The following is a 17,473-nucleotide window of genomic DNA, read 5'->3' on the forward strand; positions in this document are numbered from 1 at the left end:
CCTCGGGTCACCACCCGGCGGTTCTGCCGGGTGTTGGTTACAAGTCTAATAGGCGTGGCAGAGGGGGCGGGACGACCCCGCCCCCTCACGACACGAGCCGAGGCCCGGGTCAGGAGACGCCCAGCTCCTTCGCGTTCTTCTTCAGGTCCTCAAGACCACCGCACATGAAGAACGCCTGCTCGGGGAAGTGGTCGTACTCACCGTCGCAGATCGCGTTGAACGCGGCGATCGACTCGTCCAGCGGCACGTCCGAACCGTCCACGCCGGTGAACTGCTTGGCGACGTGGGTGTTCTGGGACAGGAAGCGCTCCACGCGACGGGCACGGTGGACGACGAGCTTGTCCTCCTCGCCCAGCTCGTCGATACCGAGGATCGCGATGATGTCCTGGAGGTCCTTGTACTTCTGCAGGATCGTCTTGACGCGCATGGCGGCGTCGTAGTGGTCCTGCGCGATGTACCGCGGGTCCAGGATGCGGGACGTGGAGTCCAGCGGGTCCACGGCCGGGTAGATGCCCTTCTCGGAGATCGGACGGGACAGAACCGTCGTCGCGTCGAGGTGGGCGAACGTGGTGGCCGGGGCCGGGTCGGTCAGGTCGTCCGCGGGGACGTAGATCGCCTGCATCGAGGTGATCGAGTGACCACGGGTCGAGGTGATGCGCTCCTGGAGGAGACCCATCTCGTCGGCCAGGTTCGGCTGGTAGCCCACCGCGGAGGGCATACGGCCGAGCAGGGTCGACACCTCGGAACCGGCCTGGGTGAAGCGGAAGATGTTGTCGATGAAGAACAGCACGTCCTGCTTCTGCACATCGCGGAAGTACTCCGCCATGGTCAGACCGGCGAGGGCCACGCGCAGACGGGTGCCCGGGGGCTCGTCCATCTGACCGAAGACCAGCGCGGTCTTGTCGATGACGCCCGAGTCCGACATCTCCTCGATGAGGTCGTTGCCCTCACGGGTGCGCTCACCGACACCGGCGAACACGGAGACACCGTCGTGGTTGTTGGCGACGCGGTAGATCATCTCCTGGATGAGCACCGTCTTGCCGACGCCGGCGCCGCCGAACAGACCGATCTTGCCGCCCTTGACGTACGGGGTCAGCAGGTCGATGACCTTGACACCGGTCTCGAACATCTCGGTCTTCGACTCGAGCTCGTCGAAGTTCGGGGCCTTGCGGTGGATGGACCAGCGCTCGCCCTCGTAGCTCTCGTCGACGTTCAGCACCTCACCGAGGGTGTTGAACACCTTGCCCTTGGTGAAGTCGCCGACCGGGACGGTGATGCCGTCGCCGGTGTTCACGACCGGGGCCTGGCGGACCAGACCGTCGGTGGGCTGCATGGAGATCGCGCGGACCAGGCCTTCACCCAGGTGCTGGGCGACCTCCAGGGTCAGCGTCTTCTTCTCGCCCTGGTTCGCCGGGTCGGATACCTCGACGTGGAGGGCGTTGTAGATGTCCGGCATCGCGTCGACGGGGAACTCCACGTCGACGACCGGGCCGATGACCCGCGCGACGCGGCCCGTCGCCGTGGCCGTCTCAACAGTGGTGGTCATTAGTAGTCACTCCCCGCGGTCGCGTCGGCCAGGGCGCTCGCGCCACCGACGATCTCGCTGATTTCCTGGGTGATTTCGGCCTGGCGGGCCGCGTTGGCAAGCCGGGTGAGGTTCTCGATGAGCTCACCGGCGTTGTCAGTGGCCGACTTCATCGCGCGCCGCGTGGCGGCGTGCTTGGAGGCGGCCGACTGGAGCAGCGCGTTGTAGATACGGCTCTCCACATAGCGCGGCAGCAGGGCGTCGAGGACGTCCTCCGCCGACGGCTCGAAGTCGTACAGCGGGAGGATCTCGCCCTTGGGCTTGGCCTCCGCGGCGACCTCTTCGAGGCTGAGCGGCAGCAGGCGCGCGTCCAGCGCCGTCTGCGTCATCATCGACACGAACTCGGTGAAGACGATGTGCAGCTCGTCCACGCCGCCGTCCGCCGCGTCCTTCTCGACGATGGCCTCGATCAGCGGCGCCGCGACCTTCTTGGCGTCCGCGTACGAGGGCTCGTCGGTGAAGCCGGTCCACGACTCCGCGATCGTGCGCTCACGGAAGTTGTAGTGGGCCACACCGCGCCGGCCGACGATGTACGTGTCGACCTGCTTGCCCTCGCGCTCGAGGCGCTCGGTCAGCTGCTCCGCCGCCTTGATGGCGTTGGAGTTGAAGGCACCGGCGAGACCACGGTCGCTCGTCAGCAGCAGCACCGCGGAACGGGTGACCGTCTCGGCCTGGGTGGTCAGCGGGTGCTTGGTGTTCGACCCGGTACCGACCGCCGTGACCGCGCGGGTCAGTTCCTGCGCGTACGGCGTGGAGGCCGCCACCTTGCGCTGCGCCTTGACGACGCGCGAGGCGGCGATCATCTCCATCGCCTTGGTGATCTTCTTGGTCGCGGTGACGGATCGGATGCGACGCTTGTAGACCCGGAGCTGGGCTCCCATGAGTCAGGTCCCTTCCTTTACGTCACTTGGCGACAGCGGCCGGAGCCTCTTCGCCGAGCAGCTTGCCGTCCGAGGTCTCGAACTGCTTCTTGAACTCCGCGACGGCGTCGTCGATCGCCTGGATGGTGTCGTTCGACATCTTGGCGCCCTCCTTGATGGAGGTCATCAGGCCCTGCTCCTTGCGGTGCAGGTACTCGATGAGCTCCTTCTCGAAGCGGCGGACGTCCGCGACCGGAACCTCGTCCATCTTGCCGTTGGTGCCGGCCCAGATGGAGACGACCTGGTCCTCGGTGGCCATCGGCTGGTACTGAGCCTGCTTGAGCAGCTCGACCATGCGCTGACCGCGCTCCAGCTGCGCCTTCGACGCGGCGTCCAGGTCGGAACCGAAGGCGGCGAACGCCTCCAGCTCACGGAACTGGGCGAGGTCGACACGCAGACGGCCGGAGACCTGGCGCATCGCCTTGTGCTGCGCGGAACCACCGACTCGGGAGACGGAGATACCGACGTTCAGCGCGGGGCGCTGACCGGCGTTGAACAGGTCCGACTCCAGGAAGCACTGGCCGTCGGTGATGGAGATGACGTTGGTCGGGATGAACGCCGAGACGTCGTTGGCCTTGGTCTCGACGATCGGCAGACCGGTCATCGAACCGGCACCCATGTCGTCCGAGAGCTTCGCGCAGCGCTCCAGCAGCCGGGAGTGCAGGTAGAAGACGTCACCCGGGTAGGCCTCGCGGCCCGGCGGGCGGCGCAGCAGCAGGGACACGGCACGGTAGGCGTCGGCCTGCTTCGACAGGTCGTCGAAGATGATCAGGACGTGCTTGCCCTGGTACATCCAGTGCTGGCCGATGGCCGAGCCGGTGTACGGCGCCAGGTACTTGAAGCCGGCCGGGTCGGACGCCGGGGCGGCGACGATGGTCGTGTACTCCAGCGCGCCGTTCTCCTCCAGCGCGCGGCGGACCGACGCGATGGTGGAGCCCTTCTGGCCGATGGCGACGTAGATGCAGCGGACCTGCTTGTTCGGGTCGCCGGTGCGCCAGTTGTCGCGCTGGTTGATGATCGTGTCGACGGCCAGGGCGGTCTTGCCGGTCTGACGGTCACCGATGATCAGCTGACGCTGGCCACGGCCGATCGGGGTCATCGCGTCGACGGCCTTGTAGCCGGTCTCCATCGGCTCGTGCACCGACTTGCGCTGCATGACCGTGGGGGCCTGCAGCTCAAGGGCGCGGCGGCCGTCGGTCTCGATCTCGCCGAGGCCGTCGATCGGGTTGCCGAGCGGGTCGACAACGCGGCCGAGGTAGCCCTCGCCGACCGCGACGGAGAGGACCTCACCGGTGCGGGTGACCGGCTGACCCTCCTCGATGCCGCTGAACTCACCGAGGACGATGGCACCGATCTCGCGCTCCTCGAGGTTGAGGGCGAGGCCGAGGGTGCCGTCCTCGAACTTCAGCAGTTCGTTGGCCATGGCCGAGGGCAGACCCTCGACCTTCGCGATGCCGTCGCCGGCAAGGGTGACCGTACCGACCTCCTCGCGCGAGGCCGCGTCCGGCTTGTACGACTGGACGAAGGTCTCCAGTGCGTCCCGGATCTCCTCCGGCCGGATCGTGAGCTCCGCCATCTGGGTTCCCTGCTCTCCTTGTTGGGCCCGAAGTTTCACTTTGGGGGTCTGGGGGCGACCCCCAGGAATCCTCTGCACGGCCCAACATGGGCCGTAAGTACGTACTGCTTGTTCAGTTGCGGCTAGCTCGCCAGCCGGCGCTCGGCGTCCGCGATGCGGTCCGCGAGGGAGCCGTTGATGACCTCGTCACCGACCTGCACCCGGATCCCGCCGACGACCTCGGGGTCCACGTCGAGATTGAGGTGCATCTGACGGCCGTAGAGCTTCGCCAGGGCGGCGCCGAGGCGCTGCTTCTGTACGTCGCTCAGCGGCACCGCCGAGGTGACGACCGCGACCATGCGGTCCCGGCGCTCCGCGGCGAGCTTGGACAGGGACTCCAGTCCCGCCTCCAGGCTACGTCCCCGCGGCGCGGTCACAAGGCGCGTCACCAGACGTTCGGTGGCCGGGGCCGCCCGTCCGCCGAGCAGGCTGCGCAGCAGCTCGCTCTTGGCCGAGGCGGTGGCCTTGCGGTCGGTCAGCGCGGCGCGCAGCTCGGTGCTGGACGCGACGATCCGGCCGAACCGGAACAGCTCGTCCTCGACGCTGTCGAGCGTGCCGGCCGCCTGCGCGGCGGTGAGGTCGGCGGTGCTGGCCAGCTCCTCCAGGGCGTCCACCAGGTCACGCGACTGCGACCAGCGGGAACGCACCATGCCGGACACCAGGTCCGCGGCCTCGCCGCTGACCTGCGTGCCGAACAGGCGCTGGGCCAGCTCGGCCTTGGCCTCACCGGCCTGCGCCGGGTCGGTGAGGACCCGACGCAAGCTGACCTCGCGGTTGAGCAGCGCGGTCACCGCGGCCAGCTCGTCGGCGAGCCGCGCCGCGTCCACGGACGTGTTGTCCGTCAGCGCGTCGAGACGCTCACGTGCGGCTGCCAGGGCCTCGCGGCTCGCTCCGTTCATCGAGACGCCTCGGCCTTCTCCTCGAGCTCGTCGAGGAAGCGGTCGATCACACGGCTCTGGCGGGCGTGGTCCTCCAGGGACTCACCGACCAGCTTGCCGGCCAGCTCGGTGGCGAGCTTGCCGACGTCCTGCCGCAGCGCGGTCGAGGCGGCCTTGCGGTCGGCCTCGATCTGGGTGTGACCGGCGGCGACGATCTCCTCGCGCTGCCGCTGGCCTTCCGCGCGCATCTCGGCGATGAGCGCGGCACCCTGCTCCTGCGCCTCCTGGCGCAGCCGCGCGGCCTCGTGCCGGGCCTCGGCGAGCTGGGCCTTGTACTGCTCAAGGACGCTCTGGGCCTCGACCTTCATGGTCTCGGCCTCTTCAATACCGCCTTCGATCGCCGCGCGGCGCTCTTCCAGAACCTTGTTGATGTTCGGAAGCAGCTTCTTCCAGAAGAAGAAGAACACGATGGCGAAGGCGATGGTGCCGACGAGCAGCTCGGGGCCCGGCGGGATGAGCGGGCTCTGCTCCTCCTCGGCCGCCAGCTGCACCAGGTTGGCGATCACATCAGTGCCTTTCGTCGAAACGTGCCAGTAAGGAGTGATTACCTACCGAACACGAACGGCATAACGATGCCGATGAGGGCGAGCGCCTCACAGAAGGCGAAGCCCAGGATCTGGTTGGCGCGGATGAGGCCGGCCGCCTCGGGCTGGCGGGCCAGGGCCTGGGTGCCGTTGCCGAAGATGATGCCGACGCCGATGCCGGGGCCGATCGCGGCGAGGCCGTAGCCGATGGAGCCGAGCGAACCGGAGACAGCGGCGAGGGTCTCAGTGGCAGCCATGCTGAATCTTCCTTCTCTTTCATGGACCGGCGGGGGTTGGCCACCGGACGTATCTGGGCTTGCGGGGCGGTGGGGGCTCAGTGGTGCTCGGCGAGAGCGCCCTGAATGTACGAGCAGGCAAGGAGCACGAAGACGTACGCCTGGACCGCCTGCACGAAAAGCTCGAAGAGGATCATCGCCACGGTCATGACGAAGGAGACACCGGCCGCCGGGATCATCCAGCTGTTGAGCAGGTACCAGGAGGCGACGGTGAACATCACCAGCATCAGGTGACCGGCGAACATGTTGGCGAACAGTCGGACCGCGTGGGTGAAGGGCCGGACCAGGACGTTCGAGAAGAACTCGATGATCACGACGAGCGGCAGCACCGCGCCGAGCGACTTGTCGTAGCCGGTGAGGTTCTTGAAGCCGCCCACGAAGCCGTGCTTCTTGAAGGTCAGCGACATCCACACGATGTAGACGATGGCGGCCAGCACGATCGGGTACGCGATGATCGACGACACCGGGAACTGGGCCAGCGGGATCACGGACCAGATGTTCATGATCCAGATGAAGAAGAACAGCGAGACCATCAGCGGGACGTACTTCTCACCCTCCCGCTTGCCGAGGGTCTCGTAGACGATGCCGCGGCGGACGAAGTCGTAGCCGGCCTCGCCGATCATCTGGAGCTTGCCCGGCACCACCTTCGCCTTGCCGAAGGCCGCCCAGAAGAAACCGATGACGAGCACGGTGGTGATGAGCGCGAGCAGCATCACCTTGTTGAACTCGAACCCCCCGACCGTGGCGATCGGCTGGAAGAGGAACGAGTGCAGACCCGGAGCCGGGAAGCCACACCCGTTGTCGGACATGATCCGACAACTCCAGTCAAAGGCGAGCTGGGTCTGGTCAGCACTCACCACGGGCTCCTTCGGCGTGACGCATGGGTACGGCAACCTCGTTGTGTCGGCGCGGCACAGGGCCGCGGGTCGGCACCGGACTGGTGTTACGGATGTGGGGGCGGCTGGGGGACATCAAGCCTCGCGATTGAGCAGGCGTCAGCTCAGATGCCCGCGCCCGCGATGCCGCAGTTGGCACCGGACGATAGCAGGAGTTCTCACTGGCCTTTATCCCGCCCCTACCCCTCACGACGACGGCCCTGTCTTCTCGGGCTTCTCGCTCTTCGTGGGCTCCGGATCGACGTAGAAGATCTTGGCCTTCATGTGCGCACGGGCCTGCGCGGCCATCCAGACGACGGTCGCGATGACGAGGCCGATGGCGAACGTCTTCGGATTGAAGAGAGAGGTGTCCTTGAAGAGGGCGACGAAGATCAGGAGCAGCAGGAGCTGGGCAACGTAGAGCATCAGCCCCATGGCCTGGAACAGCTGCGGGAGCGTTTTTGCCGTCCACTGCAGAACGAACAGGCCGATTCCCATGAAGAGGATGGCCAGCACCGTGCCGACGGCCGCACCGAGCGCACCCTTGCCGCCGGCCACCGCACCACTGACAGCGACCGCGACCACACCGACAGCGGCCGTGGGCACAGCTGTCTGCAGAAGGTTCCGGGCGTCATTGGACGGCATGGCGGCAACTCCGCTTTCACAGGGGGCAGGTGTCGTCATGGACGAGCGTAGTCCCGGGTTGAGAGAGAACCTCATGCCGCTGGACCGTCGCACTGCGGCCCTTCGGCTCTATCCGGGGGGTTCTCGTGAACGGTATCACAAACTATTTGATGAGGTCTTTACCTGGAGGTGTGCGCACTGTCACACATGAGAGTGACGGTGCGCGTCTGTGCGGAAACCGAGCCGACTTGTCTGGTATAGGGGCGTTCGTTCCCCCACGGCTTGGCAATGCTTTAGTCAGATTCTTACCTTGTGATGCGCGAGCGGGGGCCGACGGCGGTCGCTCCGTTGGCTCCGGAGACCCCGACGGCGACCGGGGTGCGCTCCGCCTCCTCGGCGGGAGCCTCCGCCGGGACCTCGGATGCCGGTGGCAGGACGACCTTGCTCCGGCGGTAGCGCGGCGGCACGAAGTGCTCGGCCCACAGCGGGGCGCGCGGGGTGAAGCGGGGCAGCAACAGCAGAACCAGGCCGATGGCGCTGAGCAGCACCACGCCCAGCACGATCCACATGGACGCCGAGTTCACCGAGTAGCCCAACGCACCGAAGGCGATCAGCGCCGACCAGAAGTACATGATCAGCACGGCCCGGCTGTGCGAGTGGCCGATCTCCAGCAGCCGGTGGTGCAGGTGGCCCCGGTCGGCGGCGAACGGGGACTGGCCGCGCCAGGTGCGGCGCACGATCGCCAGGATCAGGTCCGCGGCCGGGATCGCGATGATGGTCAGCGGCATCAGCAGCGGGATGTAGACCGGCACCATCTGGTGCACCGCGTTGCGCTCGGAGCCGGAGAACAGCTTCATCACGTCCGGGTCGACCTGCCCGGTCACCGAGATCGCGCCCGCCGCCAGCACCAGGCCGATCAGCATCGAGCCGGAGTCGCCCATGAAGATGCGCGCCGGGTGCATGTTGTGCGGCAGGAAGCCCAGGCACATGCCCATCAGCACCGCCGCGAAGAGAGTGGCCGGGGCGGCCGCCTCGATGCCGTACGAGTACCAGATCCGGTAGGCGTACATGAAGAACGCGGCCGACGCGATGCACACCATGCCCGCCGCCAGCCCGTCCAGCCCGTCGACGAAGTTGACCGCGTTGATGGTGATGACGACCAGGGCGACGGTGAGGAGCGTGCCCTGCCACTGGGTCAGCGCGACCGTGCCGACGCCCGGCACCGGCAGCCACAGGATCGTCAGACCCTGCATCACCATCACACCGGCGGCGATCATCTGGCCGCCCAGCTTGATCAGGGCGTCGATCTCGAACTTGTCGTCCAGGACGCCGATCAGCCAGATCAGCGCGGCCCCGGACAGCAGCGCCCGGGGCTCGTTGGACTTCTCGAAGACCTCGCTGAGGTTGGTGAGATGGTCGGCGACCAGCAGGCCCGCGCACAGGCCGAAGAACATCGCGATCCCGCCGAGCCGTGGAGTGGGTTCCCGGTGCACGTCACGTGCCCGGATCTCCGGCATCGCTCCGGCCACGATCGCGAATTTCCGTACCGGCCCTGTCAGCAGGTACGTCACCGCGGCCGTGATGCAGAGCGTCAGCAGGTATTCACGCACGGGCTTCCCCACAGGTCTCGCTGGCCATCTCAGCCCCACACCCTAGCGAGGGACGCATATGGGTGGGGACTTCCGGGTAGCGAAGATGGTTGCACGTGTGGCTGTGTACGGATTCCCTGCTACCCCCGTTCACGGCTGATACGGCGGCGGATACGGCGGGAATCCGCCTGCCAGGTCCCGTACTTCCTCCCGCACCTGCCTGCTGTCGGCCTGGTCGCGCAGCACCTCCGCGAGCAGCTTGGCGATCCGGGCCATCTCGCCCTCCCCCATCCCCTGGGTGGTGACGGCCGCGGTGCCCAGGCGCAGGCCGCGGGCGTCGTCGTGCGGCAGGGCGCAGCTGTCGAGGATCATCCCGGCGGCGGCGAGCCGGCCGCGTGCGATGCGGCCGTCGACGCCGAGCGGGGCCGGGTCGGCGGTGATGAGGTGGGTGTCCGTGCCGCCGGTGGTGATGGCGAGCCCCTCGGCGGCCAGTGCGGCGGCCAGGAACCGGGCGTTGGCGACCACCTGATGGGCGTACGCCTGGAAGGCCGGTGTGGCCGCCTCGCCGAAGGCGACGGCCTTGGCGGCGATGGTGTGCATCTGGGCGCCGCCCTGGGTGAAGGGGAAGACGGCCCGGTCGACGCGTTCGGCGAGGTCGGCGCCGCACAGGAGCATGCCGCCGCGCGGTCCCCGCAGCACCTTGTGAGTGGTGGCGCACACCACATCGGCGTACGGCACCGGACTGGGCGCCGCTCCCCCGGCGACGAGTCCGATGGGGTGGGCCGCGTCGGCGATGAGGTAGGCGCCCACCTCGTCGGCGACCTCGCGGAAGTAGGCGTAGTCGAGGTGCCGTGGGTAGGCGATCGAGCCGCACACGATCGCCTTGGGGCGGTGCGTGCGGGCCAGGGTGCGGACCTGGTCGTAGGCGATGAGGCCGGTCTCCTCGTCGACGCCGTAGCTCACGAAGTCGAACCAGCGGCCGGAGAAGTTGGCGGGCGAGCCGTGGGTGAGGTGGCCGCCGTACGGCAGGCCGAGGGCGAGGACGGTGTCGCCGGGGCGCAGCAGGGCGGCGTAGGCGGCGAGGACGGCCGAACTGCCCGAGTGAGACTGGACGTTGGCGTGCTCGGCGCCGAACAGCCGCTTGGCGCGCTGTACGGCGAGCCGCTCGGCGACGTCCACGATCTCGCAGCCGCCGTGGTAGCGGGCCCCCGGATAGCCCTCCGCGTACTTGTTGGCGAGCGGCGAGCCGAGGGCGGCGAGCACGGCGGGCGAGGTGAAGTTCTCGGCGGCGATCAGCTGGAGCGTGGTCGACTGCCGGTCCAGCTCCCCGAGCAGGATCTCGGCGAGCGCGGGATCCTGCCGCCGCAGGAGATCGGCCTCTTGGGCATGGGTGACCGGCATGGTGGACTCCGGGCGTCGGCTGGGGACGTAGGTCCAATGTAGGCCGCGCCGGTCGCGGGCGCCCGCTGTCGTACGGCGGGCGGGAGTCAGGTCCGCGCCGCCACTCCCGTCAACGCCGTCACCACGGGGTCCAGTGCCTGATGTATCTCGTCGCCGACCGACCGGAAGAACGTCAGCGGTGCCCCGTACGGGTCGTACACCTCGTCGGCCTCGGCGGTGGGCGCCAGCAGCCAGCCTCGTAGCGCGGCGGCGGCCCGCACCAGCGCGCGGGCCCGCGCCACCACCCCGTCCTCCAGCGGAGGCAGGGTCGCCGGGTCGATGGCCTTCACCAGCCGGGTGAACTCCTTCAGCGTGAAGGTGCGCAGCCCCGCCGAGTGGCCCATCGAGATCACCTGGGCGCGGTGGTCACGGGTGGCGGTGAGCACCAGGTCGGCACGGATCACATGCTCGTCCAGCAGCTCCCGCCCCACGAAGCCGGAGGCGTCCGCGCCGAAGTCGGCCAGCACCGCCTCGGCGTTGGCCTCCATGGGCGCGCCCTCGTGGCCCCAGGTGCCGGCGCTCTCCACGATCAGCCCGCCGCCCAGGACACCCAGCCGCTGCGACACGAAATGCCGGGTCAGCCGCTCGGTGATGGGCGAGCGGCAGACGTTTCCGGTGCTGACGTGGAGGATGCGGAAGCTGTCGCGCGGAAGCCCCACGAACGTCGTCGTGATCTCCGCCGCGCTCTCCCCGTTGCCTATGCCACGCCCCGCGTCAGGGGCTGTCAATTGGCCACCTCAAGGTCGGGTACGACCTTGCGCAGCTCGTCCGGCGAGAGGGCGCCCTCGCGCAGCAGGACGGGCACGGGGCCGGTGACGTCGACGATGGAGGACGGCACGTTGCCGGGGGTCGGGCCGCCGTCGAGGTAGACGGAGACGGAGTCGCCGAGCATCTGCTGGGCGGCGTCGCAGTCCTCCGGCGCCGGGTGCCCGGTGAGGTTCGCCGACGACACGGCCATGGGGCCGACCTCGGTGAGCAGCTCGATGGCGACCGGGTGCAGTGGCATGCGCACGGCAACCGTGCCCCGGGTGTCGCCCAGGTCCCACTGCAGCGACGGCTGGTGCTTGGCGACCAGCGTCAGCGCGCCCGGCCAGAACGCGTCGACCAGCTCCCAGGCCAGCTCGGAGAAGTCGGTGACCAGGCCGTGCAGGGTGTTCGGGGAGCCGATGAGGACGGGCGTGGGCATGTTGCGGCCCCGGCCCTTGGCCTCCAGCAGGTCGGAGACGGCCTCCGCGGAGAACGCGTCCGCGCCGATGCCGTACACGGTGTCGGTGGGGAGGACCACCAGCTCGCCGCGGCGGACGGCGGACGCGGCCTCACGCAGACCGGTCACGCGGTCGGTGGCGTCGTTGGTGTCGTATCGCCGTGCCATTTCAGCGGTCCTCCTCGTACACGTACTGCTGGTGTGAAGTCTGGTGGGTGCTCACGGCAACGCCTTACGGGCCGTGGCGAAGCGCGGGCGGTTGTTGAGGTCGGGGTGGTCGGCCGCGTCGGCCCAGCCCCGCTCCTCGGTGAAGATCCACGGCACCTGGCCGCCCTGGGTGTCGGCGTGCTCGATGACGACGACACCGCCGGGGCGCAGCAGCCGGTGCGCGGTGCGTTCCAGGCCCCGGATGAGGTCGAGGCCGTCCTCGCCGGAGAACAGCGCCATCTCGGGGTCGTAGTCCCGGGCCTCGGGAGCGACGTACTCCCATTCGGTGAGCGGGATGTACGGCGGGTTGGAGATCACCAGGTCGACCTGCCCGTCGAGGTCCGGGAACGCGGTCAGGGCGTCGCCCTGGCGCAGGTCGACCCGCGACCCCTCGACGTTCTTACGGGTCCACCGCAGCGCCTCTTCGGACAGCTCCACGGCGTGCACGCGGGAGCGCGGCACCTCCTGGGCGAGCGCGAGCGCGATGGCGCCGGAGCCGGTGCACAGGTCGACGATCAGCGGCTCGACCACGTCCATGGCGCGCACGGCGTCTATGGCCCAGCCGACCACGGACTCCGTCTCCGGGCGCGGCACGAACACACCCGGCCCGACCTGGAGTTCCAGGTAGCGGAAGAAGGCCCGCCCGGTGATGTGCTGGAGCGGCTCGCGCTGCTCACGGCGCGCGACGACCTCCCAGTAGCGGGCGTCGAAGTCGGAGTCCTGCACGGAGTGCAACTCGCCCCGCTTCACGCCGTGCACGAACGCGGCGAGCTCCTCCGCGTCGGTGCGCGGCGAGGGCACGCCGGCGTCGGCCAGCCGCTGGGTGGCCTGGGCCACCTCCGCGAGCAGCAGACTGCGGGGGCTTGGGGGTCGCCCCCCAAAAGATGGCTGCACGCTCGTCCTCCGTGGTACTCGTAAGTGCCTTACGCGGCTGCGAGCTTGGCGGCCGAGTCCGCGTCGACACAGGCCTGGATCACCGCGTCGAGTTCGCCGTCCAGGACCTGGTCCAGGTTGTACGCCTTGAAGCCGACGCGGTGGTCCGAGATGCGATTCTCCGGGAAGTTGTACGTACGGATCTTCTCGGAGCGGTCGACGGTACGGACCTGGCTGCGACGGGCGTCGGCGGCCTCCCTCTCCGCCTCCTCCTGCGCCATGGCGAGCAGCCTGGAGCGCAGGATACGCAGTGCCTGCTCCTTGTTCTGCAGCTGGCTCTTCTCGTTCTGGCAGGAGGCGACGACTCCGGTCGGAATGTGCGTGATGCGCACGGCGGAGTCGGTGGTGTTCACGGACTGGCCGCCGGGGCCGGAGGACCGGTAGACGTCGATACGCAGGTCGTTCGGGTTGATCTCGACGTCGACCTCCTCCGCCTCGGGCGTGACGAGGACACCGGCGGCGGAGGTGTGGATACGGCCCTGGGACTCGGTGGCGGGTACGCGCTGCACGCGGTGCACACCACCCTCGTACTTCAGGCGGGCCCAGACCCCCTGCCCGGGCTCGATCTGTCCGCGCGTCTTCACGGCGACCTGGACGTCCTTGTAGCCGCCCAGCTCGGACTCGGTGGCGTCGATGATCTCGGTCTTCCAGCCGACCCGCTCGGCGTACCGCAGATACATGCGCAGCAGATCACCGGCGAACAGCGCCGACTCGTCGCCGCCCGCGCCCGCCTTGATCTCCAGGATCACGTCCTTGTCGTCGCTGGGGTCGCGCGGGACCAGCAGCAGCCGGAGCTTCTCCGTCAGCTCCTCGCGCTGCTGCTCCAGCTCCTTGACCTCGGCGGCGAACTCCGGGTCGTCCGCGCCCAGTTCGCGGGCCGTCTCGATGTCGTCGCCGGACTGCTTCCAGGAGCGGTACGTGGCGACGATCGGGGTCAGCTCGGCGTAGCGCTTGTTCAGCTTGCGCGCGTTCGCCTGGTCGGCGTGGACCGACGGGTCGGCGAGCTTCTTCTCCAGGTCGGCGTGCTCGGCGACGAGCTCCTCGACGGCCTCGAACATCTCTGGCTCCTGTTGGTGCGTACGGGGGTGAAGTGGGCGGCGACCAAAAACGCCGGTCCCGGCACGCCTGTGGTAGGGCGCGGCCGTGGACCGGCGAATTGGAGCTCGCTACTTCTTGGAGCCGGCAGCAGCCTTGCCGAAGCGGGCCTCGAAGCGGGCCACACGGCCACCGGTGTCGAGGATCTTCTGCTTGCCCGTGTAGAACGGGTGGCACTCGGAGCAGACCTCGGCACGGATGGTGCCGCTCTCGATCGTGCTACGGGTGGTGAACGACGCGCCGCAGGTGCAGCTGACCTGCGTCTCGACGTACGCGGGGTGGATGTCGCGCTTCAAGGTGTCTCCTAGGTTTCGGGAGGGCGCCGGGTCGCCTGCCGCGGGATGCGACGGCGTGAACCGGAGCCGACGTACCAGTCTGCCAGGACTGGGGCCATCCCCCAAAACCGGGGGTTGCTGTGATCTATTCCGTGAGGGTCGTCTTGGGCTGGTCGCGCAGTTCCCCGCGCCCCTTAGGGCGTGATCACGCCCTTGGCTTCGCCTGTTGCCGTGCCTTCTGTCGCCGCCTTGGGGATGGGCTTGTCGTTCTTCAGGGCCGTCCAGACCTGCTGGGCCTTGGGCTCGTCGAGGAGGACCCTGTTGGGGTCGGCGGGGTCGTACTGGACCGGCATCGTGACCATCGTCATCTTCGAGGCGCTGATGCCCTTGAGGCCGCTCGCGAAGGACATCAGGGCGTCGACCGAGCCGAGGGAGGAGTCGGTCGTGACCGCGTTGGTGGCGGTGTCGGCGAGGTCGTAGAGCTTCTTCGGGTTGGTGAAGAGGCCGATGTCCTTGACCTGCTCGACCAGCGCCTTGATGAAGGCCTGCTGGAGCTGGATGCGGCCGAGGTCGGAGCCGTCGCCGACGCCGTGCCGGGTGCGGACCAGGCCGAGGGCCTGCTGGCCCGTGAGCTGGTGCGTCCCGGCCTCGAGGTTCAGGTGGCTGTCGGGGTCGTTGATGTCCTTCGTGGTGGTGACCTCGACGCCGCCCAGCTCGTCGATGAGCTTCTGGAAGCCGGTGAAGTCGACCTCCAGGTAGTGGTCCATCCGGATGCCGGTGAGGGACTCCACGGTCTTCACGGCGCACGCGGCGCCACCGGTGGTGTACGCGGAGTTGAACATCACGCCGGAGGCCGGGTCGTGCGTGGTGCCGTCGGTGTCCGTGCACTCGGGGCGGTCGATCAGGGTGTCGCGCGGTATGGAGACCACGCTGGCCTTCTTCCGGCCCTCGTAGACGTGCACGATCATCGCCGTGTCCGAGCGGGCGCTGCCGTCGTCGGCGCCGCCGCCCAGCTGCTGGTTGCTGCCGGAGCGGGTGTCCGAGCCGAGGACCAGGATGTTCTCGGAGCCGTTGTCGACCTTGCCGGGCCGGTTGGTGCCCAGGGCGTGGTCGATGTCGACGCTCTTGATGTTGCCGTTGAGCTTGAAGTACACGTATCCGACGCCGGTGCCGCCGAGGACGACGATGCCCGCCGCGGTCCAGGCCGTGATCAGCAGCCCTCTGTGGCCCTTGGCCCGGGGCTTGCGGCGGCGGCCCTTGGCCCGGCGGCGCGGGCCCCTCGTGCCGGGCTCACCCGGTATGCCGGGCTCCGGCGTGCTGTCGGCAGGCATGTGCTCCTCAGCTCTCGTCGGATCAATGACCCCCTGCGATCAGGAATGGGCATGAACCACACCCATCGTCGCTCTGTCCGGTCAGACGGGAAAACTCGGGACAGGGTTGCATGACGCACCGTGCCCACCCGGGGCTCGGGTGGGCACGGTGCGTAGCCGTGGTGGGCCGGATGTCTCCCGGCTCACCTGGGGTTTCAGGTCAGGATGTCGTACTGCTTGAAGTAGGTCCCGACCGAGATCCGTGTGGTGAAGAACTCACGCGTGGAGTTCCCGGTGCCCCGGTACAGGTAGAGGGTGCCGCCGGGCGTGCGGGCCAGGAGGTCGGCGCGGCCGTCGCCGCTGACGTCGCCGACCGTGTCGAGCGCGTTGTACGTCGAGTTGCTCCAGGTCGTGATCTTGATCCTGCTCGCGAACGCCCCGGTGGCCTTGCCCGTGCCCTTGTACAGGTAGAGGTAGCCGTTGCTCGCGTTGCGTGCGATGAGGTCGGTCCGGCCGTCGCCGGTGAAGTCGCCCTGGCCGCGCAGCTGGTTGTACTGGTTCCAGCCGGAGCCGACCTGCACCCGGGCGGCGAAAGTGCCGTTGCCCTTGCCGGGGTAGATCCACAGCACGCCGGCCGAGTCGACCGACAGCAGGTCGGGCAGGTAGTCGCCGGTGACGTCGCCCGGGGTGACGATCCGGGTGCGGGTCTTCCAGTTGTCGGCGATCCGCCGGGTGACCCAGGAGTTGCTGGAGAACACGTAATGGGCCCAGAAGACGTCGCCGTCGCTGCTGCGGCGGTAGACGAGGTCCTGGTAGCCGTCCCGGTCGAGGTCGGTCTGTGCGACGAGGTTCACCCCGGCCCAGCTGCCCCAGTTCTCACCGGCCACGAACGAGGTGCCCCGGGAGTACCGGGAGTAGCCGGTGTCCGTGGAGGCGCTGCGCAGCCACAGATCGCCCCGGTGGTCGCCGTCGAAGTTGGTGTCGTCCAGCCGCGGGTAGGCGGCCCCGACGTACGTGGTCACCTTGGTGAAGACGCTGTAGGCACCCTCGGCGACGCAGTCCTGCACACCCCACGAGACGATGCCGACGATCCGGTTGCCCACCACCAGCGGGCCGCCGGAGTCGCCGTTGCAGGCGGTGGTGGTGCCGCTGTCGCTGCCGGTGGCGGGGTTGCCCGCGCAGACCATGTGGCCCTTGATGAAGCTGGTGCCGTAGGCGCCGGCGCAGGTGCTGTCCGACTGGACGGGCAGCGTGGCCGTCTTCAGCGTCTCGGAGATGTTGTCGTGGGTGGAGCTGGTCCGGCCCCAGCCGTACACCTTGGCGCTGGTCCCGGCGGCGTACGAGGCGGTGTCCCCGGCCGTCGTCATACGGATCGGCGTCGCCTTGACCGCGTACGGCAGGGTGAGGACCGCGATGTCGGCGTCGATGGTCGACGCGCGGTACGACGAGTGGTGCCACTGCCGCCAGACGCCGCTGATGGTGCCGCCGTGCAGGTCGGTGACGTAGCCCTGGTCGTCGACGGACGGGAGCTGCGCGGTGCCGGTGATCACCGAGCCGTGGCGGTGCCAGTCGTATCCGGCGACGCAGTGCGCGGCGGTGAGGATCTTGGTCGGCGCGACCACCGCTCCGCCGCAGAAGAAGCCGATGTCGTCGGCGGTGTCGGCGGTGCCCTTGTCGTCGCCGTACCAGAGCTGGGCCATCCACGGCGCGGACGTGATGGTCGTGGTGGTCCCGCCGATGATCTTCGCGTCGATGCCCGTTCCGGTGGTCCCGGCGCTGTACGACGACTTCGCCGGCGCCTGCCCGGCCGTGTCGTCCCCGGCGATCGCGGTGCCGACCCGCCGCTCCAGCTCGGCGGCCGACGGGGAGCTGGTGGCGGGCTTGACGGTGGGCTTCGGCAGCGGCGTCGCCGCCTCGGCGGAGGTGGTCAGCAGCGCGGCGGCGACAGCGACGGCGACTCCTGCCGCGGAGACGGGCAGGGCGATACGTATCCGGCGTCTGTGCCGACCGCCGCCGGACGTGGTCGTGAACAAGAGATGTCCC

Annotated in this window: 17 protein-coding genes; all 17 read right to left on the reverse strand. The window is 68.8% G+C overall.

What is annotated here, in order from left to right; genetic code table 11:
• Window positions 1-109 precede the first annotated feature (109 nt).
• The 17 genes from atpD to SSP24_RS30670 all read right to left on the reverse strand — a co-directional run bounded on the left by atpD (window position 110) and on the right by SSP24_RS30670 (window position 17,463).
• The gene (gene atpD / locus SSP24_RS30590; RefSeq protein ID WP_141313217.1) at window positions 110-1,546 is read right to left on the reverse strand and encodes a F0F1 ATP synthase subunit beta; all 1,437 of its coding nucleotides are present in this window, start codon (window positions 1,544-1,546) and stop codon (window positions 110-112) included.
• Window positions 1,546-2,466 (reverse strand): F0F1 ATP synthase subunit gamma, encoded by a 921-nt coding sequence (locus tag SSP24_RS30595; RefSeq protein ID WP_141313218.1) that lies wholly within the window; start codon window positions 2,464-2,466, stop codon window positions 1,546-1,548. Before SSP24_RS30595 ends, atpD begins: the two co-directional genes overlap by 1 nt.
• Before the next feature lie 22 nt (window positions 2,467-2,488).
• Window positions 2,489-4,081 carry a F0F1 ATP synthase subunit alpha gene (gene atpA / locus SSP24_RS30600; protein WP_141313219.1) on the reverse strand — a complete coding sequence of 531 codons (1,593 nt, stop codon included), beginning with the start codon at window positions 4,079-4,081 and terminating at the stop codon, window positions 2,489-2,491.
• Between the two features lie 122 nt (window positions 4,082-4,203).
• Complete coding sequence (locus SSP24_RS30605; protein ID WP_141313220.1) at window positions 4,204-5,019, reverse strand: F0F1 ATP synthase subunit delta; 816 nt, start codon at window positions 5,017-5,019, stop codon at window positions 4,204-4,206.
• Entirely contained in the window at window positions 5,016-5,564 is a 549-nt protein-coding gene (locus tag SSP24_RS30610; protein ID WP_141313221.1) for a F0F1 ATP synthase subunit B, read from the reverse strand. The genes SSP24_RS30605 and SSP24_RS30610 overlap by 4 nt, the downstream gene beginning before the upstream one ends.
• A 38-nt stretch (window positions 5,565-5,602) precedes the next feature.
• On the reverse strand, window positions 5,603-5,839 hold the full coding sequence (gene atpE / locus SSP24_RS30615; protein ID WP_141313222.1) for an ATP synthase F0 subunit C: 237 nt from the start codon (window positions 5,837-5,839) through the stop codon (window positions 5,603-5,605).
• Between the two features lie 77 nt (window positions 5,840-5,916).
• Window positions 5,917-6,735, reverse strand: a complete 819-nt coding sequence (gene atpB / locus SSP24_RS30620) for a F0F1 ATP synthase subunit A (protein ID WP_506005161.1) — start codon at window positions 6,733-6,735, stop codon at window positions 5,917-5,919.
• 225 nt (window positions 6,736-6,960) lie between these two features.
• Window positions 6,961-7,398 carry a Cg1360 family ATP-synthase-associated protein gene (locus SSP24_RS30625; protein ID WP_141313247.1) on the reverse strand — a complete coding sequence of 146 codons (438 nt, stop codon included), beginning with the start codon at window positions 7,396-7,398 and terminating at the stop codon, window positions 6,961-6,963.
• Window positions 7,399-7,682: 284 nt separating this feature from the next.
• Entirely contained in the window at window positions 7,683-8,987 is a 1,305-nt protein-coding gene (locus SSP24_RS30630; protein WP_141313223.1) for an MraY family glycosyltransferase, read from the reverse strand.
• A 129-nt stretch (window positions 8,988-9,116) separates the two neighbouring features.
• A complete protein-coding gene (gene glyA, locus SSP24_RS30635) occupies window positions 9,117-10,367 on the reverse strand; it encodes a serine hydroxymethyltransferase (RefSeq protein ID WP_141313224.1) in 1,251 nt (416 codons plus the stop codon).
• Between the two features lie 86 nt (window positions 10,368-10,453).
• Window positions 10,454-11,134, reverse strand: coding sequence for an arsenate reductase/protein-tyrosine-phosphatase family protein (locus tag SSP24_RS30640; protein ID WP_141313225.1), 681 nt, complete (start codon window positions 11,132-11,134; stop codon window positions 10,454-10,456).
• Window positions 11,131-11,778, reverse strand: a complete 648-nt coding sequence (locus tag SSP24_RS30645) for an L-threonylcarbamoyladenylate synthase (protein ID WP_141313226.1) — start codon at window positions 11,776-11,778, stop codon at window positions 11,131-11,133. The genes SSP24_RS30640 and SSP24_RS30645 overlap by 4 nt, the downstream gene beginning before the upstream one ends.
• 51 nt (window positions 11,779-11,829) lie before the next feature.
• Window positions 11,830-12,669, reverse strand: a complete 840-nt coding sequence (gene prmC / locus SSP24_RS30650; protein ID WP_141313248.1) for a peptide chain release factor N(5)-glutamine methyltransferase — start codon at window positions 12,667-12,669, stop codon at window positions 11,830-11,832.
• Window positions 12,670-12,740: 71 nt separating this feature from the next.
• Window positions 12,741-13,808, reverse strand: a complete 1,068-nt coding sequence (prfA, locus tag SSP24_RS30655; RefSeq protein WP_141313227.1) for a peptide chain release factor 1 — start codon at window positions 13,806-13,808, stop codon at window positions 12,741-12,743.
• 108 nt (window positions 13,809-13,916) lie between these two features.
• Window positions 13,917-14,141, reverse strand: a complete 225-nt coding sequence (gene rpmE, locus SSP24_RS30660) for a 50S ribosomal protein L31 (RefSeq protein ID WP_014675000.1) — start codon at window positions 14,139-14,141, stop codon at window positions 13,917-13,919.
• A gap of 173 nt (window positions 14,142-14,314) precedes the next feature.
• Complete coding sequence (locus SSP24_RS30665) at window positions 14,315-15,451, reverse strand: LCP family protein (protein ID WP_141313228.1); 1,137 nt, start codon at window positions 15,449-15,451, stop codon at window positions 14,315-14,317.
• A 194-nt stretch (window positions 15,452-15,645) separates the two neighbouring features.
• Window positions 15,646-17,463, reverse strand: a complete 1,818-nt coding sequence (locus SSP24_RS30670; protein ID WP_229866267.1) for a trypsin-like serine protease — start codon at window positions 17,461-17,463, stop codon at window positions 15,646-15,648.
• Window positions 17,464-17,473 lie beyond the last annotated feature (10 nt).

The sequence above is a fragment of the Streptomyces spinoverrucosus genome, assembly GCF_006539505.1.
Classification (GTDB): Bacteria; Actinomycetota; Actinomycetes; order Streptomycetales; family Streptomycetaceae; genus Streptomyces; species Streptomyces spinoverrucosus.